Annotated in this window: 21 protein-coding genes, 5 tRNA genes and 1 pseudogene; 18 read left to right on the plus strand and 9 right to left on the minus strand. The window is 71.4% G+C overall.

Annotated elements, in window-relative coordinates; all coding sequences use genetic code 11:
* The 5 genes from ACFZCD_RS13335 to ACFZCD_RS13355 form a co-directional block, all read right to left on the minus strand.
* Positions 1 to 3228, minus strand: a complete 3228-nt coding sequence (locus ACFZCD_RS13335; protein WP_391830104.1) for a nitrate- and nitrite sensing domain-containing protein — start codon at positions 3226 to 3228, stop codon at positions 1 to 3.
* 373 nt (positions 3229 to 3601) lie between these two features.
* Complete coding sequence (locus tag ACFZCD_RS13340) at positions 3602 to 4198, minus strand: ATP/GTP-binding protein (RefSeq protein ID WP_391830106.1); 597 nt, start codon at positions 4196 to 4198, stop codon at positions 3602 to 3604.
* Complete coding sequence (locus tag ACFZCD_RS13345; protein WP_391830108.1) at positions 4179 to 4586, minus strand: DUF742 domain-containing protein; 408 nt, start codon at positions 4584 to 4586, stop codon at positions 4179 to 4181. Before ACFZCD_RS13345 ends, ACFZCD_RS13340 begins: the two co-directional genes overlap by 20 nt.
* Positions 4587 to 4690: 104 nt before the next feature.
* Entirely contained in the window at positions 4691 to 5113 is a 423-nt protein-coding gene (locus tag ACFZCD_RS13350) for a roadblock/LC7 domain-containing protein (RefSeq protein ID WP_344031778.1), read from the minus strand.
* The gene (locus ACFZCD_RS13355; protein WP_391830111.1) at positions 5114 to 8830 is read right to left on the minus strand and encodes a nitrate- and nitrite sensing domain-containing protein; all 3717 of its coding nucleotides are present in this window, start codon (positions 8828 to 8830) and stop codon (positions 5114 to 5116) included. It lies immediately after the preceding gene.
* A gap of 483 nt (positions 8831 to 9313) precedes the next feature.
* Between ACFZCD_RS13355 and ACFZCD_RS13360 the strand changes: the two genes are divergently transcribed.
* The 10 genes from ACFZCD_RS13360 to ACFZCD_RS13405 all read left to right on the plus strand — a co-directional run bounded on the left by ACFZCD_RS13360 (position 9314) and on the right by ACFZCD_RS13405 (position 14506).
* Positions 9314 to 9535, plus strand: coding sequence for a hypothetical protein (locus tag ACFZCD_RS13360; RefSeq protein WP_391830113.1), 222 nt, complete (start codon positions 9314 to 9316; stop codon positions 9533 to 9535).
* A 325-nt stretch (positions 9536 to 9860) separates the two neighbouring features.
* Entirely contained in the window at positions 9861 to 10643 is a 783-nt protein-coding gene (locus ACFZCD_RS13365) for a fumarylacetoacetate hydrolase family protein (RefSeq protein ID WP_391830115.1), read from the plus strand.
* Positions 10636 to 12108 (plus strand): glutamate--tRNA ligase, encoded by a 1473-nt coding sequence (gene gltX / locus ACFZCD_RS13370; protein WP_391830117.1) that lies wholly within the window; start codon positions 10636 to 10638, stop codon positions 12106 to 12108. Before ACFZCD_RS13365 ends, gltX begins: the two co-directional genes overlap by 8 nt.
* Positions 12109 to 12376: 268 nt before the next feature.
* Positions 12377 to 12448, plus strand: a tRNA-Gln gene (locus tag ACFZCD_RS13375).
* Positions 12449 to 12530: 82 nt separating this feature from the next.
* Positions 12531 to 12603, plus strand: a tRNA-Glu gene (locus tag ACFZCD_RS13380).
* A gap of 39 nt (positions 12604 to 12642) precedes the next feature.
* A tRNA-Glu gene (locus tag ACFZCD_RS13385) sits at positions 12643 to 12715 on the plus strand.
* Between the two features lie 18 nt (positions 12716 to 12733).
* Positions 12734 to 12805 (plus strand) — tRNA-Gln (locus ACFZCD_RS13390).
* 41 nt (positions 12806 to 12846) lie between these two features.
* Positions 12847 to 12922: transfer RNA gene (locus tag ACFZCD_RS13395), tRNA-Glu, on the plus strand.
* 251 nt (positions 12923 to 13173) lie between these two features.
* Positions 13174 to 13515 (plus strand): STAS domain-containing protein, encoded by a 342-nt coding sequence (locus ACFZCD_RS13400; protein WP_391830119.1) that lies wholly within the window; start codon positions 13174 to 13176, stop codon positions 13513 to 13515.
* Positions 13505 to 14506 (plus strand): anti-sigma factor RsbA family regulatory protein, encoded by a 1002-nt coding sequence (locus tag ACFZCD_RS13405; protein ID WP_391830121.1) that lies wholly within the window; start codon positions 13505 to 13507, stop codon positions 14504 to 14506. The genes ACFZCD_RS13400 and ACFZCD_RS13405 overlap by 11 nt, the downstream gene beginning before the upstream one ends.
* 205 nt (positions 14507 to 14711) lie before the next feature.
* Here ACFZCD_RS13405 and ACFZCD_RS13410 read toward each other — a convergent pair whose 3' ends face one another.
* Positions 14712 to 15365 (minus strand): MerR family transcriptional regulator, encoded by a 654-nt coding sequence (locus ACFZCD_RS13410; RefSeq protein ID WP_391830123.1) that lies wholly within the window; start codon positions 15363 to 15365, stop codon positions 14712 to 14714.
* A gap of 81 nt (positions 15366 to 15446) precedes the next feature.
* Between ACFZCD_RS13410 and ACFZCD_RS13415 the strand changes: the two genes are divergently transcribed.
* Positions 15447 to 15932: a DUF4188 domain-containing protein gene (locus tag ACFZCD_RS13415; protein ID WP_391830124.1), complete on the plus strand. Its 486-nt coding sequence runs from the start codon at positions 15447 to 15449 to the stop codon at positions 15930 to 15932.
* 217 nt (positions 15933 to 16149) lie between these two features.
* Here the strand turns inward: ACFZCD_RS13415 and ndgR are convergent, their stop codons facing one another.
* On the minus strand, positions 16150 to 16878 hold the full coding sequence (gene ndgR / locus ACFZCD_RS13420) for an IclR family transcriptional regulator NdgR (RefSeq protein ID WP_391830126.1): 729 nt from the start codon (positions 16876 to 16878) through the stop codon (positions 16150 to 16152).
* Positions 16879 to 17005: 127 nt separating this feature from the next.
* Between ndgR and leuC the strand changes: the two genes are divergently transcribed.
* The 4 genes from leuC (at position 17006) to ACFZCD_RS13440 (ending at position 20293) form a co-directional block, all read left to right on the plus strand.
* Positions 17006 to 18457: a 3-isopropylmalate dehydratase large subunit gene (gene leuC / locus ACFZCD_RS13425; RefSeq protein WP_391830128.1), complete on the plus strand. Its 1452-nt coding sequence runs from the start codon at positions 17006 to 17008 to the stop codon at positions 18455 to 18457.
* Between the two features lie 6 nt (positions 18458 to 18463).
* Positions 18464 to 19057, plus strand: a complete 594-nt coding sequence (leuD, locus tag ACFZCD_RS13430; RefSeq protein ID WP_391830130.1) for a 3-isopropylmalate dehydratase small subunit — start codon at positions 18464 to 18466, stop codon at positions 19055 to 19057.
* A 169-nt stretch (positions 19058 to 19226) separates the two neighbouring features.
* Positions 19227 to 19472 (plus strand): hypothetical protein, encoded by a 246-nt coding sequence (locus ACFZCD_RS13435; protein ID WP_391830132.1) that lies wholly within the window; start codon positions 19227 to 19229, stop codon positions 19470 to 19472.
* A 125-nt stretch (positions 19473 to 19597) separates the two neighbouring features.
* Positions 19598 to 20293, plus strand: a complete 696-nt coding sequence (locus tag ACFZCD_RS13440) for an HU family DNA-binding protein (protein WP_391830134.1) — start codon at positions 19598 to 19600, stop codon at positions 20291 to 20293.
* A gap of 128 nt (positions 20294 to 20421) precedes the next feature.
* Here the strand turns inward: ACFZCD_RS13440 and ACFZCD_RS13445 are convergent, their stop codons facing one another.
* The gene (locus ACFZCD_RS13445) at positions 20422 to 20646 is read right to left on the minus strand and encodes a hypothetical protein (protein WP_391830136.1); all 225 of its coding nucleotides are present in this window, start codon (positions 20644 to 20646) and stop codon (positions 20422 to 20424) included.
* Positions 20647 to 20823: 177 nt separating this feature from the next.
* Positions 20824 to 21465: pseudogene (gene cofC / locus ACFZCD_RS13450) on the minus strand (2-phospho-L-lactate guanylyltransferase); the annotation flags it as partial.
* A 139-nt stretch (positions 21466 to 21604) separates the two neighbouring features.
* On the opposite strand from cofC, the gene ACFZCD_RS13455 reads away from it, so the two are divergent.
* From ACFZCD_RS13455 to ACFZCD_RS13465, 3 genes are read left to right on the plus strand one after another with little or no spacing between them, the layout of a single operon-like run.
* Positions 21605 to 22354: a lysophospholipid acyltransferase family protein gene (locus ACFZCD_RS13455; protein WP_391830138.1), complete on the plus strand. Its 750-nt coding sequence runs from the start codon at positions 21605 to 21607 to the stop codon at positions 22352 to 22354.
* Positions 22351 to 23352 carry an NAD(P)H-dependent glycerol-3-phosphate dehydrogenase gene (locus ACFZCD_RS13460; protein ID WP_391830140.1) on the plus strand — a complete coding sequence of 334 codons (1002 nt, stop codon included), beginning with the start codon at positions 22351 to 22353 and terminating at the stop codon, positions 23350 to 23352. Before ACFZCD_RS13455 ends, ACFZCD_RS13460 begins: the two co-directional genes overlap by 4 nt.
* A 34-nt stretch (positions 23353 to 23386) precedes the next feature.
* Positions 23387 to 24535, plus strand: a complete 1149-nt coding sequence (locus tag ACFZCD_RS13465; RefSeq protein ID WP_391830142.1) for a D-alanine--D-alanine ligase family protein — start codon at positions 23387 to 23389, stop codon at positions 24533 to 24535.
* Positions 24536 to 24547 lie beyond the last annotated feature (12 nt).

Genomic DNA, 24547 nt, shown 5'->3' on the forward strand with positions numbered 1-24547 from the left:
CTAACGCTCCTGATCGTAGGTGCCGCCGGGGCCGAAGCCCTGGTCGTGTTGCTCATGCTGCTGTGTGGTGGCCGAATCGTTGTCGGTTCCCACGGTGCGCCCCTGCTGGACGCCGCGGCGGAGATTGCTCAGCCGGCCGCGTACGTCCTCAGGGGCACGGGATATCTGGGGTCCGCCCTGCGGCGTCTGCGCCGCCTTGCCCTCGATCAGATTGGCCTTGGGCACTCGGCGGGGCAGTCCGGAAGGGGTCACTCCGCCGGCCTTCGGGTCCCGGAGCTGCTCGGCACGCTGCCAGCGCTCGTCGTTCTCCGATCGCCAGTCGGGGTTGTCACCCTCGTGAGGCTGCTGTGGGACGTCCTGCTGGGGCTGCTCCGGTTCGCCGGCCCCCGCGGCCTCTTCGACAGACTCGGACTGCTGCCACTGCATCGCGCGGCGCGGCAGACCGGACCCGGTCAGCGAGTGGGAGCCGCTCGAAGCGGGGCCCGGACGGTCGAACTCTACGCGCTCCGGCTGCACCGTGTCAGCGGGCGGCAGGGATTCCGAATCCGCACCGTAACCCTGCTGCAGGCCGTCCTGGTACGGACCAGGCTGCTGCCAGACGTCGCTCCGGGTCTGACCGGTGGTCTCCCCGTACGACTGCTGCTGCGGGTAACCGGAGTCGGCGTAGCCCTGCTCGGCGTACTCCTGCTCCGGGTAACCGGAGTCCTGGTAGCCGTGCTGCGGCTGCTGCTGCTCGTACGGCTGCTCGTACGACTCCTCGTACGGCTGGTCGCCGATCACCGGGAACTGCTCGGTGTGCTGGTGACCCTGCTGCGCGTACTGCTGGTCGTGCTGCTGCTCGTACGACGGCTGCTGCGGGTGCTGCTGCTGGTGCTGCGCCTCGTGCGGCTGCTGCTCGTGCTGCTGGGGCACCTCGTCGCGGAACAGCGGGCGGTTGTCCGCCGCGGCCTCCAGCGCCGCGCGCCGCTCCTCGCGGAGCCGCGTACGGTTCACCGGGTCCAGCGTGGGGCTGGTCGCGCCGCCCTGCTGCTCGTAGCGCGAGTCGTCGAAGCCCAGCTCCGCCGCGGTCCGCATGCGGTTCACGGCCGGGGCCTGGGGCTGGCCGCCCTGCTGCTGCTCCGGGACCATCTGCGAGACGGTGAAGGAGTCGGGGGACAGCTCGTCCTCGCCGCTGCCGCCGTGGGTGATCCGGTCGGGCAGCATGACCAGCGAGGTCGTGCCGGCCTGCTCGCCCGAGGGGCGCAGCTGGACCCGGATGCCGTGCCGCGCCGCCAGGCGGCCGACCACGAACAGGCCCATGCGCTGGGAGATCGCGGCGTCCACGGTCGGCGGGTTGGCCAGCTTGTGGTTGATGTCCGCGAAGTCCTCGGCGGTCAGGCCGATGCCCTTGTCGTGGATCTCGACCATCACGCGGCCGTCGGGCAGCCGCGTCGCGGTGACGCGCACCTTGGTGTGCGGGGAGGAGAACGTGGTGGCGTTCTCCAGCAGCTCGGCCAGGAGGTGGACGAGGTCGGTCACGGCGAGGCCGTGGATGTCGGCCTCCGGGACGCCCGAGAGCTCGATGCGCTCGTAGGCCTCCACCTCGGAGGAGGCGGCGCGCAGCACGTCCACCAGCGGGACCGGCTGGTCCCAGCTGCGGCCGGGCTCCTCGCCGGCGAGGACCAGGAGGTTCTCGCCGTTGCGGCGCATACGGGTGGCCAGGTGGTCCAGGCGGAAGAGGTTCTCCAGCTGGTCCGGGTCCGCCTCGTGCTCCTCGAGCTCGGTGATCAGCGTCAGCTGGCCCTCGATGAGGCTCTGGTTGCGGCGCGAGAGGTTGGTGAAGATCGCGTTGACGTTGCCACGGAGCAGGGCCTGCTCGGCGGCGAGCCGGACGGCCTCGCGGTGGACCTGGTCGAAGGCGCGGGCGACCTCGCCGATCTCGTCCCGGGTGGTGATCGGGATCGGCTGGACGCGGGTGTCCACGCGGCCAGGGTCCGTCCGGGAGAGCTGGTCGACCAGGGCCGGCAGGCGCTGCTCGGCCACGTCGAAGGCGGCGCGCCGCAGGCGGCGCATGTTGCGGCTCATGGAGCGGGCCATCATGCCGGCCACGAAGAACGCGAGCAGCAGGGCCACGATCATGATCGAGGAGTTGACGATCGCGTCGCGCTGGGCGTCCGACGAGATCTTCTCGGCCTCGTCCACGGCCTTGTCGGTCAGGTAGGACTCGACCGAGCGGTAGGCGTCGAACTTGCCCGTGGCGGCGTCCATCCAGGAGTCCGCCGTGATGTCGGCGGCCTTCAGCTGCTGCGGCGTCTTCTCGGCCATGATGGCGGCCGCGATCTTCTCCTGCTCGGACGCCTTCGCCTTGGTGGCGATGGCGTCGTTGAGCCGGCTGATGTCGTCCTCGGTGCCGCTCGCGTCGTACTCGGCGCGGGCGATGTACTCGAGGAAGTAGTAGGACGAGAACGACGTCCGCTGGAGCTGCTGCTCCTTCTTGTCGGTGCCCGGCTTGACCAGCAGGTGGGTACCGATGGAGCGCTGCAGCGACTCGGCGGCCTTCGCCAGCGAGACGGCGTAGACCATGCGGCCGTACGAGACGACGTTGTCCGAGCCCAGGCCGGAGCCCAGCTCGTTGGCGAAGGCCATGAGGGGACGCTGGATGGCGCCGTAGCCGTCCTCCGTCTTCACCCCGGGCAGGGCGGACGTGTAGGCGGCCTTGCGCAGGTTCGGCAGCGTGGCCTCGGCCTCGCGGAACAGCTTCATGCGGCGGCGCAGGCCGGGGGTGTCCGGCATGTCCTTGACGGTCTTGTCGAACTCCGCGCGGGCGGCGTCCGTCGCGTCCCGGGTCTTCTTGATGACCGGGTCGTCGGGGTGCTCCTCAAGGAGCGGCTTGGCCGTCAGGTCGCGCTCGTCGATCACCGCGTGGGCGTAGGTGGCCGCGGCCCGCACCACCCGGGCGGTGTTCGCGGCGTCCTTCGCCTCCTCCCAGGTGTCGACCGATCCCTTCACGTCGAGGCCGCCGAAGACGAGGGCCACGATCACGGGGATCAGCAGGATCACGTTCAGCCGGACGGGCACCCGCCAGTTGCGGGGGGAGAACCGGCCGCCGGAACCCGCGGCGGGAGCCGGGGTCTCGGGCACGCTGGAAGCAGGGGAAGGCGAAGGCGGCACCGCTGCGCGCGACGGCGGGGTGAAGGCTCCCCGCTCGTCCTGCGTCTGCTGTGCGGCGCCCGTCTTTCTGCGCGTCACTCGACCAACAACCTCTCGGCGTCGGCACCCGGGTTGTGTGCCGTTTTTCGAACTGAGCCGTTACCGCTCAGTTCCTGGAATTCCAGCACGTCGGGGGTGCGCATTCCAAACAGCGGGGGCTCCCGCCAGGCCACTCGATTTGCCCGACATAAAACGGGCATTAAGAGCGAGCGGCGCCAAATGGCGGGCGTCATGTGCGCACAGCGAAGTCGGCCGGACGCAGCCTGTTGCCGCGTCCGGCCGATTCTCTGTCGAAACGTTATGAACTCCGGGCCGGGTCGTGTCCAATGCCACAACTCTTCAGCAGCGCCGTACGGGGCAATGTACGTGACGCGTGACGTGCCGGAAGATTCTGACGAACAGCCACCGAGAGCTACTTCAGCCGGGCCATCAGAGCGTGCTCCACCAAAGTGATCAGAGCGCTCTTGGCCTCGTTGCGGTGGCGTGCGTCGGTCGTGATGATCGGCGTGTCCGGCCCGATCTGCAGCGCCTCGCGGACCTCCTCCGGAGCGTACGGCTGCTGTCCGTCGAAGCCGTTGAGGGCGATGACGAAGGGCAGGCCGCTGTTCTCGAAGTAGTCGACGGCGGGGAAGCAGTCGGCCAGGCGGCGGGTGTCGACGAGCACGACGGCGCCGATGGCACCACGGACCAGGTCGTCCCACATGAACCAGAAACGGTCCTGGCCGGGAGTGCCGAACAGATAGAGGATCAGGTCGTCATCGAGAGTGATACGGCCGAAATCCATCGCCACCGTCGTGGTGGTCTTGTCCTGAACGTGGCTCAGATCGTCGATCCCCGCCGAGGCGGAGGTCATGACGGCTTCGGTGCGCAGCGGACTGATTTCCGAGACCGCACCGACGAACGTGGTCTTGCCCACGCCGAAGCCGCCGGCGACCACGATCTTCGCGGAGGTGGTGGAGCGGCCCGTGCCGCCGCCACCCGTGCCCCCGCTAGAGCTTCCGAAGTCCACTGAGCACCCTTTCGAGCAGTGTCACATCCGGCGTCCCGCCGGACTCTCCGCTGCCGCCCGGCTGGTGGATCGCCACCATGCCGGCCTCCGCCAGGTCCGCGACGAGAATGCGCGCCACACCGAGGGGCATGTTCAGCAGCGCCGAGACCTCGGCGACCGACTTGACCTCACGGCACAGGTGGCAGATGCGCTGGTGCTCGGGGAGCAGGGTTCCGAGCACGGCCGGGTCGGCCGTGGAGCTGACCAGGGCCTCGATGGCGAGCTGGTAGCGCGGCCGGGTCCGGCCGCCCGTCATGGCGTAGGGGCGGACCAGGGGCTGGTCGCCTTCACTCCCGTACGGCGCATGATGAGAGGCACCGTACGGGCCGGGCGAGGCGGGCGGGGTCATGAATCCTCCGGACAGGACAGCAGGACTGGCAATAATGCCGTCGAGCGCGGGCCGGTGGGGGGTTTTCGGCCGTACGGTCGGACGGGATCTGCGGAAAACATCGGTCAGTTCAGCAGGCTGCCCTGGAGCTCGGCGCGGAGGTCCGGGGTGAGGACGTTGCCCGCGCGGTCGACGAGGAGGGCCATCTCGTAGCCGACGAGGCCGATGTCGCACTCGGGGTGCGCCAGCACGGCCAGCGAGGAGCCGTCGGAGATGGACATGATGAAGAGGAAGCCGCGTTCCATCTCCACCACGGTCTGGTTGACGGCGCCGCCCTCGAAGATGCGGGAGGCACCGGCCGTGAGGGAGGTCAGGCCGGAGGCGACGGCCGCCAGCTGGTCGGCGCGGTCCCTCGGGAACCCTTCGGACATCGCCAGAAGGAGTCCGTCGGCGGAGACCACGACGGTGTGGGACACACCCGGGGTGCTTTCCACGAAACTGGTGATCAACCAGTTCAGGTTCTGCGCCGCCTGGCTCATCGGACTCAACTAACGCTCCTGCTGATAAGTGGGGCCAACGTTGTGGTTGCCGGTGGACGAGGGGCCGCCGGCCTGACGCCCCTGCTGGATGCCCCGGCGGAGGTTGGTCAGACGGCCGCGCACGTCGTCGGGGGCACGCGAGACCTGCGGGCCGACCTGCTGGATCTGCTGCGTCTCCGCGGTGCCCTCGACGAGGTTCGCGCGCGGGACGCGGCGCGGCAGGCCGGACGGCGTGGTGCCGCCCGAGGCGGGCTCGCGGACCTGCTCGGCCCGGCGCCAGCGCTCGTCGTTGGGGGACTGGCGCCAGTTGTCGGCCGGGGCCTGCTGGGCCTGGGGCTGCGGGGTCTGCGGCGGCTGCGGGGCCTGGGACACGCGGCGGGCCTGCGACGGCCGGGTGGGCCGGACCGGCGGGGCCGCCTGCGGGGCCTGGGGCGTCGCACCGAGCGGACCGCGCTCCGGGTCCTCGAGGGACTGGCGCGGCTGACGCTTCGGCAGGCGCTGCGCGGACGCGTCCGCACCCTGCTCCGGCGCGGCGGCCTGGCCCTCGCCGGCTGCGCCGCGGAACCAGTTGGACTCCAGCTCCTCGAACAGCGGCGAGCTGTGCCCGGCCTCACGCAGCGCCGGCCGCGCGAACTGACCGGTGGTGCTGGTCAGCGGGTCGTCGTCGGCTTCCGGCAGCGCGTGCTGGCCGGAGGTGCTGCCCGGGCCCTCGGAGGGCACGGGGCGGTCGTACTGGCCCGAGGTGCTGTTGGGCGCGTCGCCCTGCACGGGGCGGTCGTACTGACCGGACGTGCTGTTGGGCGCGTCACCCTGCACGGGGCGGGCGAACTGGCCGGACGTGCTGCTGGGCGCCTCGCCGAGGGCGGGGCGGTCGTACTGGCCCGAGGTGCTGTTGGGCGCGTCGCCCTGCACGGGGCGGGCGAACTGCCCCGTGCTGCCGGACGCGTCCGGACCCGCACCGATCGCCGGGAACTCGGCGGTGTCGCCGGGGCCTGCGCTCGGGAGGGCCGCACGGGGCGCGGCCTGGGGCCCGGCGAACTGCCCGGTGCTCTCGACGTCCTCGTGGCCGCGCGGCGTCTCCTGCGCGGGGCGCGCGGAGCCGTTGCCGGACACCGGCCAGTCGTCCACGGGGGCGGCGGGCGGCGTCGGGGCCTTGGGCGCGGCAGGGGACTGCTCGCTGCCCCAGCTCGGGGCGGGGCGGGCCGGGAGCTCGCCGGCGGCGTTGCCGTGGCCGGACTGGTCCGGCTGCGCGGGCTGCTGCTTGCGGCGGCCGCCCTTGCCCGCCTGGGGCGGGGGCGGCGGCACCGCGGCGGGGCCGCCGTTGCCACGGGTCGGCAGCGCGGCGCGGCCGCCGGGGCCCTGGGCGGGCGCCCGGTCCGCACCGCCGCGCGGCGCGGTGTCGAAGAGGCTGCCCGCGGCGGGGTTGGCACCGCCGCCGTGTTGCTGGGCGGGACGGGGCGGCATGCCGCCGTCGGGCCCACCCTGGCGCGGGGGCAGCGCGGGGCGCTGCTGGCCGCCGCCGGCCGGCATCTGCCGGCGCGGGGCGGGAGCCGCGAGGCCGGGGTTGCCGCCGGGGACGCCGGGCGCACCGTTGCCGCCGGCCGGGGGCACGGCGCCGGGCATCGGCTTCTTGCCGCCCTGGGCGACGTCGACCGGCAGCATGACGAGCGCGGTCGTACCGCCCGAGTCGGACGGGCGGAGCTGGATGCGGATGCCGTGTCGCAGGGACAGGCGGCCGACCACGAACAGACCCATGCGCCGCGAGACCGAGACGTCCACGGTCGGCGGGCTGGCGAGCCGCTCGTTGATGGAGGCGAGGTCCTCCTGGGACAGACCGATACCGGTGTCGTGGATCTCGACCAGCACCCGCCCGTCGGGCAGCGCGTGACCGGTGACCTTGACCTTGGTCTGCGGGGAGGAGAACGACGTCGCGTTCTCGAGCAGCTCGGCGAGGAGGTGCACGAGGTCGTTGACGACGCGGCCGGCGACCTCGGTCGGCGGCACGCCGCTGAGCTCGATGCGCTCGTACTGCTCCACCTCGGAGGCGGCGGCACGGAGCACGTCGACGAGCGGCACGGGGCGGGTCCACCGGCGGCCCGGCTCCTCGCCCGCGAGGACGAGGAGGTTTTCGCCGTTACGGCGCATACGGGTCGCGAGGTGGTCGAGCTTGAAGAGCGAGGACAGCTGGTCCGGGTCGGCCTCGCGGCTCTCGAGCTCGGAGATGAGCGAGAGCTGACGCTGGATGAGGCCCTGGCTCCGGCGCGAGAGGTTGGTGAACATCGCGTTGACGTTGCCCCGCAGGAGGGCCTGCTCGGCGGCGAGGCGGACGGCCTCGCGGTGCACGTCGTCGAAGGCCGCGGCCACCTTGCCGATCTCGTCGAGGCTGTGCACGCCGACGGACTCCACGGACGTGTCGACGTCCTGCGGGTCGGTCTCGGACAGCTGCTTGACGAGCTCGGGCAGACGGTCCTGGGCGACCCTCTGGGCGGTGTCCTGCAGGCGGCGCAGCGAGCGCACCATGGAGCGGGCCACGACGAAGGCGCCGACGAGCGAGATGCCCAGAACGAGGATGATCAGAACACCGTTGAGGATGGCGTCCTGCTGGGCGTCGTCACGCAGCTCGAGGGCCTTCTGCTCCATCTGGGAGAGCAGGGTCTGCTCGATCTTGGACATCTCGCCGATCTTGACCGAAGCCTGGTCGTACCAGTCCATGTAGGACTTCGGCTCGTTCTTGATCCCGTCCGGCTTGGAGAAGACGCGGTCGGTGTAGGTCTTGGCGGTCGTGATGTCCGCGTTGCCGCCGTTGATCGCCTGCAGCAGCTGCTGGGAGTCGGCGCCGCGGATGGCCGTGAAGCGACGGATCGCCTCGTTCTCCGCGTCGTACGCCTCGCGGCCGTACTGCTGGTCGTTCGGCGAAAGGGTGGGGCCCTTCTTGTTGGCGAGGGCGGCGCTGATCACGGCGCGCTGGATCGACGCGTACTCCTTGGCGGCGGAGAACGTCGCCAGGGCACGCGTGCTGGTGATCATGTCGGCGTTGCTGGTCGCCTGGGCCATGTCCTGGGACAGCGACAGCAGCGCGTTGATCAGGCCGTCGTAGTTGTTCACCGAACGAGCGATGTAGTCGCTCTCCTTCGGCTGGAACGAGCTCGTACGGACGTCCTGGATCTTCTTCAGCTGCCGGCTGATGTCGACCAGCGTGGTCTGCACACCGACCATCGTCGGGTCGGTCGGCTTCACGCTCTTGGTGGTGTCGGTGAAGGCGCTGATCGCCTGGTCGGTCTTCTCCCGGGACACCAGCACGGCGTCGGCGCCGGGGTTGCCGTCCGTCAGCGGACCGGCGGACTTGTCGCGCTCCTCCTGAAGGGCGTTGGCGAGCTGGGTCGCCTTGCCCGTCATGTCCGTGAGGAGCTTCATGTGGTCGAGCTGGTCGACGTTGGTGAGCGCGTCGTTGATGCGCAGGCCACCCAGCGTCGTCGCGGCGACGACCGGCAGGGCCAGCAGGGAGATCAGACGGGTACTGATGCGCCAGTTGCGCAGGGCTATTCGTGAGCCGGGCCCACTCGGCAGCTTGGCCTTGTTCGCCTTGGCATTCGCCTTTGACGTGGCCTGCGGCCGGTCGGCGGATCCGTCGCCGGCCTGCCCGTCGGCGGGCGTGCCGCGGTCGGTCGCACCGCGCGGCTCCGGCTCCGCCGCAGCGCTGCCATCCCTCTTGAAACGTCCCTGCACTAGCGTCGCAACCTCTGGACCAGGCGCCCCGCCGGTCGAACGGCGGGACGGTGTCGAGTCGTGGGGGGACCGCGGTTGCCCCCTGGCGGTCCGTGGAATTCCAGCACAGTGCCAGATCTCCAACAAGGCCGGTGCACCCCACCGGCCCCGGCATCACGCTCAGTGCCGGAATTCGTCACGGGGCGTAGAGGACCAGCGCCTTTATAAAGGGTGTATCCGGACAGAACGCTGGGCCGGTGGGGAGCCCCGCCTGGTGTCCCAGATTCCATGATCAGGAGCGGAACGTCTGGTTCAGCCCTGCAATGTCCGTTTCGTGAGCGCCGGACGGCCGCCCGGTTTGCGGCATATTTCGACTCGTTCGTGAGCAAACTCACAAGCAAGTCAGGACTTCTCCCGCGGACGGGTGGGGATAGGCGCGCCTAGCCTGGTCCTTTACACAGGCCGCGAGAACGACCAGCGCACCACGACACCGCGAGGCAGCAAGTGAAGACCACCACGACGAAGCTGACGTCCCGGAAGGCGACCCGGAAGGCGATCCGGAGGACCGCCAACCCGCGCCGCACGACGCTCGTCCACCTCGAGGACAGCGCCTCCCTGCGGATCGCGGAGGCCGTCGCCCACGCCGCCGAGCTGCCCCCGGTCACCGCGAACCCGCGGCGCACCGTGCTCATGACGGCCCCGGTCGTCGTCATCCCCCAGGACTGACCCGCAGAGCCCTTCCTCTTACGGAGCCCACGGAGCCCCTCGCAAGGTCCCGGCCGGACCTCACGAGGGGCTCGGTGAAGACCTCACGAGGGGCTCCGTGAAGCAAGGGGCTCCGTGACAAGGGGCTCGGTAAGCACGGACCGCGCATCCCGCCCGCGGCGGATGCGGGCGCCCCGTGGGACACCGGCCCCGCCCCGCAGGGCCCCGGCCGCCCCGCAGGGCCGGCCCTCCCCGGCGGAGCCGCCGCGCACGGGCGGCCCGCGGCCCCCGCGATAGCCTGGGGTGTCAGACTCCGGCCGGATCAGATAAGGGGCAAAAGCTTCCCGTGCGCATCGCCAGGTTCTCCATCGACGGCAACGTCGGATACGGCGTCGTGGAGGGTGACGCCGCCACAGAAGGCGGCCCCGTCCTCGACATCATCAAGGGCATCCCCTACGGCGACTTCGAGCGCTCCGGGACGAAGGTCCCGCTGGACAAGGTCCGGCTGCTCTCGCCTGTCCTGCCCAGCAAGGTCGTGGCCATCGGCCGCAACTACGCCGAGCACGCCGCCGAACTGGGCAACGAGGTCGGTGACCTGCCCGTCGCCTTCCTCAAGCCCTCCACCTCGGTGATCGGCCCCGGCGGCAGCATCGAGTACCCCTCCTTCTCCAGCGAGCTGCACCACGAGGCTGAGCTGGCCGTCGTCATCGGCCGCATGTGCCGCGAGGTGCCCCGTGAGCGCGTCAAGGACGTCATCCTCGGCTACACCTGCGCCAACGACGTCACCGCGCGCGACGCCCAGCAGCGCGAGAAGCAGTGGGCCCGCGCCAAGGGCTTCGACACCTCCTGCCCGCTCGGCCCGTGGATCGAGACCGAGCTCGACCCGGGCGACCTCGGGATCATGTGCACGGTCAACGGCGAACAGCGCCAGCTGGGCCGCACGGCCGACATGGTGCGCTCCGTCGAGGACCTGATCGTCCACATCACCGAGGCGATGACGCTGCTCCCCGGCGACGTCGTCCTCACCGGCACCCCGGCCGGCGTCGGACCCCTGAACGTCGGCGACGAGGTCGCCGTCACCATCGAAGGCATCGGCACTCTCACCAACAAGGTGATCAAGCGTGGCTAACGCGAACGTCCGCGTACGTTTCTGTCCCTCGCCGACCGGCAACCCCCACGTGGGTCTGGTCCGCACCGCCCTGTTCAACTGGGCGTTCGCCCGCCACCACGGCGGCACCCTGGTCTTCCGCATCGAGGACACCGACGCGGCCCGCGACTCCGAGGAGTCGTACGAGCAGCTCCTCGACTCGATGCGCTGGCTGGGCTTCGACTGGGACGAGGGCCCCGAGATCGGCGGCCCCCACGCGCCGTACCGCCAGTCGCAGCGCATGGACATCTACAAGGACGTCGCGCAGAAGCTCCTGGACGGCGGCTACGCCTACTACTGCTACTGCACCGCCGAGGAGCTCGACGAGCGCCGTGAGGCCGCCCGCGCCGGCGGCCGGCCCTCCGGCTACGACGGCAAGTGCCGCGTGGTCACCGCCGAGCAGAAGGCGGCGTACGAGGCCGAGGGGCGCCCCTCGATCGTGCGCTTCCGGATGCCCGACGAGGCCATCACCTTCACCGACCTCGTGCGGGGCGAGCTGACCTTCACCCCGGAGAACGTGCCGGACTACGGCATCGTCCGGGCCAACGGCGCGCCGCTCTACACGCTGGTCAACCCGGTCGACGACGCCCTGATGGAGATCACCCACGTCCTGCGCGGCGAGGACCTCCTCTCCTCCACGCCCCGGCAGATCGCCCTGTACAAGGCGCTGATCGAGCTGGGCGTCGCCAAGACCGTCCCCCAGTTCGGCCACCTGCCGTACGTGATGGGCGAGGGCAACAAGAAGCTCTCCAAGCGCGACCCGCAGGCCTCCCTGAACCTCTACCGGGAGCGCGGCTTCCTCCCGCAGGGCCTGCTCAACTACCTGTCGCTGCTCGGCTGGTCCCTCTCCGCCGACCAGGACATCTTCTCGATGGACGAGATGATCGCGGCGTTCGACATCAAGGACGTCAACGCCAACCCGGCCCGCTTCGACCTCAAGAAGGCCGAGGCGATCAACGCCGACCACATCCGGCAGCTGGACGTGAAGGCGTTCGCCGAGGCCTGCGAGCCGTGGCTGCGGGCGCCCCACGCCCCCTGGGCGCCCGAGGCCTTCGACCGGGCGGCGTGGGAGGCCATCGCGCCCCATGCGCAGACCCGCCTGACGGTCCTCTCCGACATCACCGCCAACGTCGACTTCCTCTTCCTCGACGAGCCGGCCGAGGACGAGGCGTCCTGGGCGAAGGCGATGAAGGAGGGCTCGGACGCGCTGCTGCGCACGGCGCGCGCCAAGCTGGCGGACGCGGACTGGAACGCCGAGGCCATCAAGGCCGCCGTCGTCGCCGCGGGCGAGGAGCACGGCCTGAAGCTCGGCAAGGCCCAGGCGCCGGTCCGGGTGGCCGTCACCGGCCGTACGGTCGGCCTGCCGCTGTTCGAGTCCCTGGAGGTCCTGGGACGCGAGCGCACGCTCGCCCGCATCGACGCGGCGCTGGCCAAGCTCGCCGCCTGACGCACCCGGCGCAGCCGCCGCACCCACGTGCCCGACGCGCACGGCGCGCTCGCTGTCTGCGCCTGACGGGCCCGGCAGGGTCGCCCCACGGGGCCCGGCAGCCTCACACGAGGCTGCCGGGCCCCGTGGCGTTTGCGCGGGGCGTCTATCGATTTTGGCGCCCCGTCCTCCTTCGGGTAATGTTCTTCCTGCGCCGCCCGAGAGGGCCGAGAGGCCGGAGCGGAGGGCGCAAGCCGGACAAGCCCCCCTGAGGGGGGTGGAGTTACGGTGGGGTATGGTGTAATTGGCAGCACGAGTGATTCTGGTTCACTTAGTCTAGGTTCGAGTCCTGGTACCCCAGCAAGAGAAATTCTTCGCCGAAATTCTCTCGCAAAACTACTGATAAAGTAGGAAGCGCGCGAAAGCGCAAAAGCGAAGTGCAAGCCCCCGTTGTGTAGCGGCCTAGCACGCCGCCCTCTCAAGGCGGTAGCGCCGGTTCGAATCCGGTCGGGGGTACAGATTTCCACTCAGGGGGACCTGGAGGAGATCGCTAGGGCCCCCGTTGTGTAGCGGCCTAGCACGCCGCCCTCTCAAGGCGGTAGCGCCGGTTCGAATCCGGTCGGGGGTACTGGTTATAAAACCACCATGGGCTATGGTGTAATTGGCAGCACGAGTGATTCTGGTTCATTTAGTCTAGGTTCGAGTCCTGGTAGCCCAGCGCAGATTGCTTTTTGAGTCTGCCGAGCAAAACAAAAGCAAGCCCCCGTTGTGTAGCGGCCTAGCACGCCGCCCTCTCAAGGCGGTAGCGCCGGTTCGAATCCGGTCGGGGGTACCACTGAGAGAATGCCTCCTGCATAAGCAGGGGGCATTTTTTCATGCGGCCTTCCGCGCGCCCCGGCCCGGCCCGATAATCCCCCCATGGCCCATCCCAGCGGCGGCCGGTGCCGGCTCCGTCGCGCCACGAAGCCCTGCCTGCCGCGGAGTTCGGGCACCGGCGGGGCGCCGGAGCCGCAGCACCACGGCATCCGCCGCCGAGAGCCCGCCGCGCCGGACGCCCCCGCAGCGGCCCATCCCAGGAGCGTCGAAGTGGATCCTCTCGTCCGCACGGCCGAACTGACCGTCGTCCCCACCGTCAGCCCCCCGGGACTGCGGATCGAAGGGGTGGTCGACGCTTGCTCCCACCGCCACCTCAGGGAGGCCCTGCAGTCGGTGGCCTCCGTCCGCGGCGACCTGCGCCTGGAGATGTCCCGGGTGGAGTTCCTGGACCTCGCCGGGCTGCGGCTGCTCATGACCTTCGCCCGGGCCCGCGCGGCGCGCCACTGCACCGTGGAGCTCGCCTGCTTACCGCCGCACCTCCGGCAGGTCATCACCCTCATCGGCTGGGACACCACGCCGGGCCTGCGCCTCGGGGCCGTGCATGGCTGCTGACCGCGCCGGCCCGGCCGCCGGATTCACCCACCACGCCTGTCTGTACGGTTCCGACGCGGAGTTCCTGGCGATGGCCGTGCCCTTCGCACGGGACGGGTTCGCAGCCGGGGAACCCGTCCTCGCCGCCACCACGCCCGCCAACATCGAGCTCCTGCGGGAGGCGCTGGGGGACAGCGCCCACCACCTCGACACCGCCGAGACCGCCTACTTCGGCCGCCGCCCCGTCGACCGGGTCTCCGCCTTCCTGCGCTACCACGAGCGCCGGACCCGCCCCGGGCGGCGCACACGCATGATCGCCGAACCCGTGTGGGCCGGCCGCTCCGCCCGCCAGACCGCCGAGTGGAAACGCATGGAGTCCGGGCTCAACGTGCTCCTCGCGGACCTGCCCGTGTGGATGGTCTGCCCGTACGACCTCCGCACCGTGCCCGGCGACGTGGCGGAGGCGGCCGTGGCCACCCACCCCGTCCGCCTGGACGGCGAGCGGCAGGCGCCTTGCGCGGCCTACACGGACCCTGCGGCGTACGCGGCCGCAGTGGAGGCGCCGGCCGCCCCGTGCGCGCCGCTCCCCGCCGCCTGCACGGAGCCCACGGCCGATGCGGGGGTGCTGCGCCGTCTGGCCCGTGAGCGGGCCGCAGGCGCGGGCCTGACCGGTGACCGGCTGGCTCTGGCCGAACTGGCGGCGCATGAGGCCGCCGCCTACCTCCTGGCTCCGGACGGCGCGCGCGTCGTGCTGCGGGTCTGGGAGGAGCCGGGCGCGGTGGTGTACGAGCTGCGGCGCACGGAGCCTGACGGCGGGCGCACGGGGCCGGACGCCGCCGTCCCGCCGTTCGCGGGCTACCGCCCGCCCGCGCCGCCCGGAGGAGCCCGCAGCCTTGAGGACAGCCTGTGGCTCGCCCGCAGCCTCGGCGAGTCACTGGAGGTGCACGCACGGGGCCCGGAGACCGTCCTCGTGCTGCGAGTGGCCGGGCCGGGGGACGCGGAACGCTTGTGAGGCGGGCGCGGGGCCCGGTGGGGCGGCGTGAGGCTTGTCGGGGCGTGGGGCCGGCGGCGCGGTGCGAGGCTTGGGTGGGGCTTCACGCCCGGCGGGGCCTCGTGCCTGGGCGGGGCCTCATGCCCTGGGAGGGCCTCATGCCGGCAGGGCCTCATGCCGGCAGGGCCTCATGCCGGCAGGGCCTCATGCCTCGCAGGGGCGGCGCTCAGGCCTCGTCGACGGCCGTGAAGCGCCGGGCTGATTCCTCGGCGTGCGCGAGGCGCCGCAGGCTCAGCAGCACCGGCTCGTAGAGCACGGTCAGGGCGACGGCCGCCTCGATCTGCCCGGCCTCCGTGGGCTGCTCCTCGATCAGGTCCAGGTCCGTGACCGCGAGCTGCGCGGCGAGCCGGGCGTACGGGAGCAGGTGGGCGACGCCGCAGGGGTAGCCGAGGCGCCGCAGCGCGGCGACGGCCGCGACCAGCGTGCGGTAGGCGGGGGAGACGGCACTGCGGCTCTCGTCGTGCTGCCACCCGACGTGCTCCAGCAGGGCATCCACCGTGCGGCCCGCGGCGTCGGCCTCCGGGTCGCCCTCCGCGGGCTCGGGACCGTGCGCCAGGGCCCACGTGGCCGCGCCGAGTCTCCGGTGGTGGTCCAGCGAATCGTCCTCGGCCGCGGCGATCACCTCGCGCGCCCTGGCCACCGGCACCTTGCCGAGCTGGATCAGCGCCCGCACGAGGCGCAGCCGGCGGACGTGCTCGTCGTCGTACTCGGCCTGGGTGGCGGAGACCCTGCGACCCGGCTGCAGCAGCCCCTCGCGCAAGTAGTACTTGATCGTCGCGGTGGAGACCCCGCTGCGTTCGCTCAGTTCCGCCAGTCGCATATCTCTTGCGCCCTTCCTTGGGGAGTGGCACTATCCAAGCATGGATAGCAGCGCTATCCAATGATTCCTGGGGGAGCTCTCATGAGTGCACAGCCGATACCCGGACGCGTCACCGCCGCAGCCGAAGGGGAGGTCGTCGTCTTCGTGATCGGAATGCGCATCAACCGCTGGCGCGCGGTGCGTCACTGGCTGCCCACCCTCAGGGCGATGCCGCGCATGCTCAAGGAGCTCTCGCGCGACCGGGACAGCGGACTGCTGGGCTACCGGACGCTCGCCGGCGGCCCGAGGGAGCTCACCGTCATCCAGTACTGGGAATCACGCGAAAAGCTGCTCGCCTACGCCTCGGACCCGGGCAAGGAGCACCGCCCGGCGTGGGCGGCGTTCAACCGCCGGGTGCGGGGCAGCGAGGGGAGCGTCGGCATCTGGCACGAGACGTATCTCGTGCCGGCCGGTTCGTACGAGTCGATCTACGTCGGCATGCCGGCGTACGGGCTGGGTGCGGCCCACGGCGTCGAGCCGGTGGCCCTGCGCGGGGAGCGCGCGAAGGAGCGCCTCGCGAGCGCATGAGGCGGGGGCACGGGGCGGTGCCTCATGGGCGGTGTCGCATAGAGGGGGCGGGGCATGGGGCGGCCGGGGGTGCTTGCCGGAGGCCGCCGCACAGGGCAGCCCCGGCACCCCCGCATAGCGCATGGGGCGGCCCGCGCGGGGCCTCATGCCCGTGCGGCCCGCCCTATGCGGTCGTCTCAGCCGGCCGTGTCAGCCGGCCTATCGGCCGTTACGGCCATCAGCCGTTGCGGCGCAGCGCCTCCGTGAGTCGCATCGCGGCGTCCAGCACCGCCTGAGCGTGCATGCGGCCCGGGTGCCGCGTGAGGCGCTCGATCGGTCCGGAGACCGAGACGGCCGCGACCACGCGGTTGGAGGGCCCGCGGACGGGAGCGGACACCGAGGCGACGCCCGGCTCCCGCTCGCCGATCGACTGCGCCCAGCCGCGGCGCCGCACGCCGGAGAGCGCGGTCGCCGTGAAGCGGGCTCCCTGCAGGCCCCGGTGCAGCCGCTCCGGCTCCTCCCAGGCCATCAGCACTTGGGCTGCCGAGCCGGCCTTCATGGGCAGCGTGGAGCCCACCGGCACGGTGTCCCGCAGGCCGGACAGCCGCTCCGCCGCGGCCACGCAGATGCGCATGTCGCCCTGGCGCCGGTAGAGCTGCGCGCTCTCGCCCGTGACGTCCCGCAGGTGGGTGAGCACGGGGCCCGCCGTCGCCAGGAGCCTGTCCTCGCCCGCCGCGGCCGCCAGCTCGCTCAGCCGCGGGCCGAGGATGAACCGCCCCTGCATGTCCCGCGCCACTATCCGGTGGTGCTCCAGCGCCACTGCCAGCCGGTGCGCCGTCGGGCGCGCCAGGCCCGTGGCCGTGACGAGCCCCGCAAGGGTCGCCGGCCCGGACTCCAGCGCGCTCAGCACCAGAGCCGCCTTGTCGAGTACTCCCACGCCGCTCGAGGCGCCACCAGTGTTGTCCATGCAACGATACTTGCGTCTCACAGTGTGAAACGCAAGTTCAATTTTCCCGGAGAGGCGCCAACCTGGACGGAGAGCACCCGCAGGCAAACGAACGTGACTGGCGACGGCGCCGGCCGGAGGGACAGCGATGGGACGCACACTCGCAGAGAAGGTTTGGGACGACCACGTCGTCAGGCGCGCCGAGGGCGAGCCCGACCTCCTCTACATCGATCTGCACCTGCTCCACGAGGTCACCAGCCCGCAAGCCTTCGACGGCCTCCGCAAGGCCGGCCGCCCCGTGCGGCGACTGGACCTCACCATCGCGACCGAGGACCACAACACCCCGACCCTCGACATCGACAAGCCCATCGCCGACCCGGTCTCCCGCACCCAGCTGGAGACGCTGCGCAAGAACTGCGCGGAATTCGGTGTCCGGCTGCACCCGCTGGGCGACGTCGAGCAGGGCGTCGTCCACGTAGTGGGACCGCAGCTGGGACTGACGCAGCCCGGCACCACCGTCGTCTGCGGCGACAGCCACACCTCCACGCACGGCGCCTTCGGCGCACTGGCGTTCGGCATCGGCACCAGCCAGGTCGAGCACGTCCTCGCCACCCAGACGCTGCCGCTGGCCCCGTTCCGCACCATGGCGGTCACCGTCGACGGCGAACTGCCCGAGGGCGTCACCGCCAAGGACCTGATCCTCGCCGTCATCGCCCGCATCGGCACCGGCGGCGGCCAGGGCTACGTCATCGAGTACCGCGGCACGGCCATCGAGCAGCTGTCGATGGAAGCGCGGATGACCGTGTGCAACATGTCCATCGAGGCAGGCGCCCGCGCCGGCATGATCGCGCCCGACGAGACCACCTTCGCCTACCTGAAGGACCGGCCCCATGCCCCCCGGGGCGACGACTGGGACGCCGCCGTCGAGTACTGGCGCACCCTCCGCACCGACGACGACGCGGTCTTCGACCACGAGGTCGTCATCGACGCCTCCGAGCTCTCCCCGTTCGTCACCTGGGGCACCAACCCGGGGCAGGGCGCGCCCCTGTCGGCGGCCGTTCCCGACCCCGCCGCGTACGCCGACCCGTCCGACCGCCTTGCCGCCGAAAAGGCCCTGGAATACATGGGGTTGACGGCAGGTCAGCCGCTCCGCGACATCAGCGTCGACACCGTCTTCGTCGGCTCGTGCACCAACGGCCGGATCGAGGACCTGCGTGCCGCCGCGGCCGTCCTGGAGGGCCGCCGGATCGCCGGCGGCATCCGGATGCTGGTCGTCCCCGGCTCCGTACGGGTGGCCCTGCAGGCCGTCGACGAGGGGCTCGACAAGGTCTTCACCGCGGCCGGCGCCGAATGGCGCCACGCGGGGTGCTCGATGTGCCTCGGCATGAACCCCGACCAACTCGCGCCGGGCGAGAGGTCCGCATCGACCTCCAACCGCAACTTCGAGGGCAGGCAGGGCAAGGGCGGCCGTACGCACCTCGTCTCGCCCCAGGTGGCCGCCGCCACCGCCGTACTGGGCCATCTGGCCTCCCCGGCCGATCTGCCCGCCCCGTCCGGCCCGGCCGGCACGTCCGACGTCCGCACTCCCCTGGGGGCCTGAACAGCCATGGAAGCCTTCACCACGCACACCGGCCGCGCCGTACCCCTGCGCCGCAGCAACGTCGACACCGACCAGATCATCCCCGCGCACTGGCTCAAGAAGGTCACCCGCGACGGATTCGAGGACGGCCTGTTCGAGGCCTGGCGCAAGGACCCCGAGTTCGTCCTGAACCGTCCCGAGCGCCGCGGGGCGAGCGTCCTGGTGGCCGGCCCGGACTTCGGCACCGGCTCCTCCCGCGAGCACGCGGTCTGGGCCCTGCAGAACTACGGCTTCAAGGCGGTCATCTCCGCGCGCTTCGCCGACATCTTCCGTGGGAACTCGCTCAAGAACGGACTGCTGACCGTTGTCCTGCCGCAGGAGACCGTCGACGCCCTCTGGAAGCTGACCGAGACCGACCCCACCGCCGAGGTGACCGTCGACCTCGTCGCCCGCCAGGTCCGGGCCGCGGGGATCACGGCTGGTTTCGACCTTGACGAGAACGCCCGGTGGCGTCTGCTGGAGGGGCTCGACGACATCGGCCTGACCCTCCGGCACGAGGCCGACATCGCCGCCTTCGAGGCCGGAAGGCCTGCTTTCAAGCCCTCCACGGCCCGGATCTGACACGGATTTCACGTCTCTTCGGACGCCCGCCACGGCCCCCGGGGCACCCCGGATTTTCGCTGCTCACCCAGGGTTTGGCATGATGCGCCCCCTGTCTTCGGACAGGGGGCGCATCGTTCTGTTGAGGCCCTGTGAAGCGACAACTCGCCTCAGATGGCACAATCGGTGCATGGAACGCGACAGCCAACTCGAGCTTTACCGGCTCGTTGCGGACCGGCTCAAGGAAGCGCACTCCCGGGTGCGCACACTGCAAGTCCCGGAGGGCGTACGGATGGCGCTGTCCCGGAAGCTGCTGGCCATCACGGCCGCGGCGAAGCACGATCTCTCAGGCGCCGCAATGCGTCTGGACCGGCTGATGAACGACCTCGACGAGGGCCGTTTCCCCGAAGGGCCCGACCGTGACGGAACTCCGTGACGGCCGAGTTCGTTGCGGCACAAGGGTGATTAGACCGTTTCGTGTTTGATTTGCGGTATATATCTGCCTAACGTGCGAAAAGGCTGGAGCGCATTCGTTCCAGCAATGTCTCCGAAGGGGAAGACGTGAACAAGGCGCAGCTCGTTGAAGCGATTGCCGACAAGCTCGGCGGCCGTCAGCAGGCCGCAGACGCCGTCGACGCGGTGCTCGACGCGATCGTCCGCGCGGTCGTCGCGGGTGACCGGGTCTCGGTCACCGGCTTCGGCTCGTTCGAGAAGGTCGACCGCCCGGCCCGTTACGCCCGCAACCCGCAGACGGGTGAGCGCGTGCGGGTCAAGAAGACCTCGGTGCCGCGTTTCCGCGCGGGTCAGGGCTTCAAGGACCTGGTGAGCGGCTCGAAGAAGCTGCCGAAGAACGACGTCGCCGTCAAGAAGGCCCCCAAGGGCAGCCTTTCGGGCGGCAAGGTCACCGCCAAGGCCGCGGCCAAGAAGGCCACCGCCAAGAAGGCCACGGCGAAGAAGGCCACCACGGCCGCCACCACCAAGAAGGCCGCCGCCAAGAAGACGACGCCGGCCAAGAAGACCACGGCCGCCGCCAAGAAGACCACGGCCGCGAAGAAGACCACGGCCAAGAAGGCCGCGCCCGCGAAGGCCACCGCCAAGAAGGCCGCGCCGGCGAAGAAGGCCACCACGGCCGCCACCACCAAGAAGGCCGCCGCGAAGAAGACCGCGCCCGCCAAGAAGGCCACGGCGACCAAGGCCACGACGCGCAAGACCACCGCGCGCAAGACCACCGCCAAGAAGACCGCCGCCAAGAAGTAAGAAGGCGGCGAACGGCGTCACGCGCCGGGCCGGGCTCCCCTCGGGGAGCCCGGCCCGCGGTGTGTCGGCGACCTGGTTTCAGGATGTCCGCCCGGAACGCCCGCCGTAGCGCCCGTCAGGGCGTCCGCTCAGAACGTCTGCAGCGTCACCAGCGTCACGCGGCGCCCCCCAGGGGCATCCTCCGCGCCCGCGGCGGGCTCCGTGCACTCGATGCGCACCCGCTGGCCCGGCCGCAGCAGCCTCAGGCCCCCCGCGTCGAACGCCGCGGCGTCGAAGGACAGCGGGGTGCCGTCGTCCAGGAGCACGCTCCCGGAGCGCGTCTGAGGGTCGAAGGTGTACGCGGTGGCCTGCATGTCAGCAGCCTAGTCGGCGCATGGGGCGGAGCGTTCCGCAGCGGCCCCGTGCGGCCCCGTGCCCGCCTCATGCGCCGGCCCCGTGCCCGCCCCGTGCGCCGGCCCCGTGCCCGCCCCGTACGCCTGCCGCACGGGGCGGCCGCCGAACGCGCCGCGCGCCATCGCGGGAGTTCCCACGGCCGCAGCCGTACGGGGCCCCACGCCCAGTGCCAGGGCGGCCCGCAAATCCTCCTCCGTGTCCACGTCGAGGCGCACGGAATCCACTCCCGTCAGCCCGATCTCACGGGCTCCCGAACCCCGGTGACGGGCGCGCGAACGTCCTTCGAACGCCGGCGCCAATTCCCTTCCCGGCGCCGCTGCCAGCAGCGTCGTACCGATTCCCGCCGCATCCGCGAGAAATGCACGGGGAAATTCCGCGGCCGAATCGAGCACCCGCGCCAGTTCAGCGGGGCGCAGTGCGGGAAGGTCCGCATTGAGCGTCGCCACCGCCGCGTCCGGCCGCCCCGCCCGTACGCTCCGGGCCCCGTGCGCAAGAGCGCCGTTCAGGCCGCCCGGCCCCGCAGGTTCGGCCACGACGCGCGCCCCGAGAGCGGCCAGCTCGGCCCCCGCCAGCGGATCGCCCGTGACGACCACCACATCCCGTACCGCCCCACAGGCCAGCGCCGCGCCCACCGTGTCCACCGCGAACGCCAGCGCGAGGGCTGCCCGCGCCCCCGCCCCGGCCCCCCCGGCGAGACGGCTCTTGGCCAGGGCCAGCGGCTTCACCGGCACCACCAGCGTCCAGACCACATCCGCCCCCTCTCTTCGCAACGGCCTCATTGTCACCCGCTGCCGCAGCCGCCCGCGGAGCGCGGGGTTACGGTGTTCTCGACAGACCGGGGACCTGGGGCGACACTTGTGCGGCCTCCGGGTTCAGCACATCAGCACAGCGTTCAGGTCCCAAGAGAAGGGTGTCCGAGTGTCCCGCCGCAGAATCGGCTTCTGGTACCGCTTTACGGCGGTGTTGGCCAAACCGCCGCTCGTGGTTCTGTTCAAGCGGGACTGGCGGGGAATGGAGCACATTCCGGCCGACGGCGGTTTTATTACCGCCGTCAACCACAACTCGTATCTCGACCCGCTCTCCTACGCCCATTACCAGTACAACACCGGGCGTGTCCCGCGCTTCCTCGCCAAGGCGGCCCTCTTCAAGGGCAGCTTCGTCGGCGCCGTCCTGCGCGGCACCGGCCAGATCCCGGTCTACCGCGAGTCGGCCGACGCCGCGGCCGCCTTCAAGGCCGCCGTAGCAGCCATCAACAAGGGCGAATGCGTGGCCTTCTACCCCGAGGGCACCCTCACCCGCGACCCCGACATGTGGCCCATGGAGGGCAAGACCGGCGCCGCCCGCGTCGCCCTGCTCACCCGCGCCCCCGTCATCCCCGTCGCCCAGTGGGGCGCCAACGAGGCCATGCCCCCGTACGCCAAGGAGAAGAAGCTCCGGCTCTTCCCCCGCAAGACCCTCAAGGTCATGGCCGGCCCGCCCGTCGACCTCTCCGCGTACTACGGCAAGGAACCCACCGCGGACGTCCTGCGCGCGGCGACCGAGGACATCATGAACGCCATCACCGCCCTCCTCGCCGAACTGCGCGGCGAGCCGGCCCCCGCCGAGCCGTACAACCCCAGGAAGGCCCGCGCCGCGGCCCGGCGCAAGGCCCAGGAGGACGACAAGTGACGCGCTGCGCCGTCTACGGCACCGGTTCCTGGGGAACCGCCTTCGCCATGATCCTCGCGGACGCCGGCTGCGAGGTCACCATGTGGGGCCGCCGCGCCGCCGTCGTGGAGGCGATCAACACCACCCGCACCAACCCCGACTACCTCCCCGGCACCGAGCTGCCGCCCACCGTGCGGGCCACCACCGACCCCGCCGAGGCCGCACGGGGTGCCGACTTCACCGTCCTCGCCGTCCCCTCCCAGACCCTGCGCGGCAACCTCACCGAGTGGGCGCCCCTGCTGCCCGCGGACACCGTCCTCGTCTCCCTGATGAAGGGCATCGAGCTCGGCACCGCCAAGCGCATGAGCGAGGTCATCGAGGAGGTCGCCAAGGTCTCCGCCGGCCAGGTGGCCGTCCTGACCGGCCCCAACCTCGCCAAGGAGATCGCCGCCCGGCAGCCCGCGGCCGCCGTCGTCGCCTGCCGCGACGAGTCCGCGGCCAAGCGGCTCCAGGCCGCCTGCCACACCGCCTACTTCCGCCCGTACACCAACACCGACGTGGTCGGCTGCGAGCTCGGCGGGGCCGTCAAGAACGTCATCGCCCTCGCCGTCGGCATCGCCGACGGCATGGGGCTCGGCGACAACGCCAAGGCATCCCTCATCACCCGCGGCCTGGCCGAGACCACCCGGCTCGGCCTCGCCATGGGCGCCGACGCGCACACCTTCGCCGGTCTCGCCGGCATGGGGGACCTCGTCGCCACCTGCGCCTCGCCGCTCTCCCGCAACCGCACCTTCGGCGCCGGCCTCGGCCGCGGCATGACCCTGGCCGAGACCGTAGCGGTCACCAAGCAGACCGCAGAGGGCGTCAAGTCCTGTGAGTCGGTGCTCGATCTGGCCCGCCGCCACGGCGTCGACATGCCGATCACGGAGACCGTGGTGGAGATCGTGCACGAGGGCAAGCCGCCGCTCGTCGCCCTCAAGGAACTGATGTCGCGCAGCGCCAAGCCCGAGCGGCACTGACGCGGCCCGCACCACGAGGTACTCTCGTCGCGATATGAGCAGCGAGATCACCCCCCAGAGCCCTGGCCGCAAGCCGCGTGTGGCGGTCGTCTTCGGCGGCCGCAGTTCCGAGCACGCCATCTCCGTGGTCACCGCCGGCGCCGTGCTGCGCGCCATCGACCGCACGAAGTACGACGTGCTGCCGATCGGCATCACCACCGACGGCCGTTGGGCGCTCACCGCGGACGACCCCGAGCGGATGGCCATCGCCGACCGCACGCTGCCGAGCGTCGAGCAGCTCGCCCAGTCGCCCGACGGCACCGTCGTCCTGCCCGTCGACCCCTCCGACCGCGAGGTCGTCTACACGGAGCCGGGCGCCGTGCCCAAGGCGCTGGGCGAGGTCGACGTGGTCTTCCCCGTGCTGCACGGCCCCTACGGGGAGGACGGCACCCTCCAGGGCCTGCTGGAGCTCTCCGGCATCCCCTACGTGGGCGCCGGAGTGCTCGCCTCGGCCGTCGGCCAGGACAAGGAGTACATGAAGCGCGTCTTCGTCTCCTTCGGCCTGCCCGTCGGCCCGTACGAGGTCATCCGCCCCCGCGAGTGGGACACCGACCCGGCAGCCGCCCGCAAGAAGATCGTCGACTTCGCCGGCGAGCACGGCTGGCCCGTCTTCATCAAGCCCGCCCGCGCCGGCTCCTCCATGGGCATCACCAAGGTCGACGACGTCTCCGGCCTGGACGACGCCGTCGCCGAGGCCCGCCGCCACGACCCGAAGATCCTCGTCGAGTCGCTGCTGCGCGGCCGGGAGATCGAGTGCGGCGTCCTGGAGTTCGAGGACGGGCCGCGCGCCAGCGTCCCCGCCGAGATCCCCCCGGTCACCGCCCACGACTTCTACGACTTCGAGGCGAAGTACATCGACTCCGCCGCCGGCCTCGTCCCCGCGCCGCTGACGCCGGAGGAGACGGCACGGGTGCAGGAGCTCGCCATCCGGGCCTTCGACGCCGCCTCGTGCGAGGGCCTCGTGCGCGCCGACTTCTTCCTCACGGAGGACGGCGAGTTCGTCATCAACGAGATCAACACCATGCCGGGCTTCACTCCGATCTCCATGTACCCGCGCATGTGGCAGGAGAGCGGCGTCAGCTACCCCGAGCTGATCGACAGCCTCGTCCAGGCGGCGCTGCGCCGGCCCACGGGCCTGCGCTAGCCGAACGGGCCT

The organism is Streptomyces sp. NPDC008001 (assembly GCF_042958085.1).
GTDB lineage: Bacteria > Actinomycetota > Actinomycetes > Streptomycetales > Streptomycetaceae > Streptomyces.

Excerpts from the sequence above, each read along its gene's own strand:
- ACFZCD_RS13405 (WP_391830121.1), top strand. The coding sequence starts at position 13,505 with ATGGCTGCTGACCGCGCCGGCCCGGCCGCCGGATTCACCCACCACGCC.
- ndgR (WP_391830126.1), bottom strand. The coding sequence starts at position 16,878 with ATGGACAACACTGGTGGCGCCTCGAGCGGCGTGGGAGTACTCGACAAG.
- leuC (WP_391830128.1), top strand. The coding sequence starts at position 17,006 with ATGGGACGCACACTCGCAGAGAAGGTTTGGGACGACCACGTCGTCAGG.
- leuD (WP_391830130.1), top strand. The coding sequence starts at position 18,464 with ATGGAAGCCTTCACCACGCACACCGGCCGCGCCGTACCCCTGCGCCGC.
- ACFZCD_RS13435 (WP_391830132.1), top strand. The coding sequence starts at position 19,227 with ATGGAACGCGACAGCCAACTCGAGCTTTACCGGCTCGTTGCGGACCGG.
- ACFZCD_RS13465 (WP_391830142.1), top strand. The coding sequence starts at position 23,387 with ATGAGCAGCGAGATCACCCCCCAGAGCCCTGGCCGCAAGCCGCGTGTG.
- ACFZCD_RS13345 (WP_391830108.1), bottom strand. The coding sequence starts at position 4,586 with ATGACCCCGCCCGCCTCGCCCGGCCCGTACGGTGCCTCTCATCATGCG.
- ACFZCD_RS13445 (WP_391830136.1), bottom strand. The coding sequence starts at position 20,646 with ATGCAGGCCACCGCGTACACCTTCGACCCTCAGACGCGCTCCGGGAGC.
- ACFZCD_RS13415 (WP_391830124.1), top strand. The coding sequence starts at position 15,447 with ATGAGTGCACAGCCGATACCCGGACGCGTCACCGCCGCAGCCGAAGGG.
- ACFZCD_RS13410 (WP_391830123.1), bottom strand. The coding sequence starts at position 15,365 with ATGCGACTGGCGGAACTGAGCGAACGCAGCGGGGTCTCCACCGCGACG.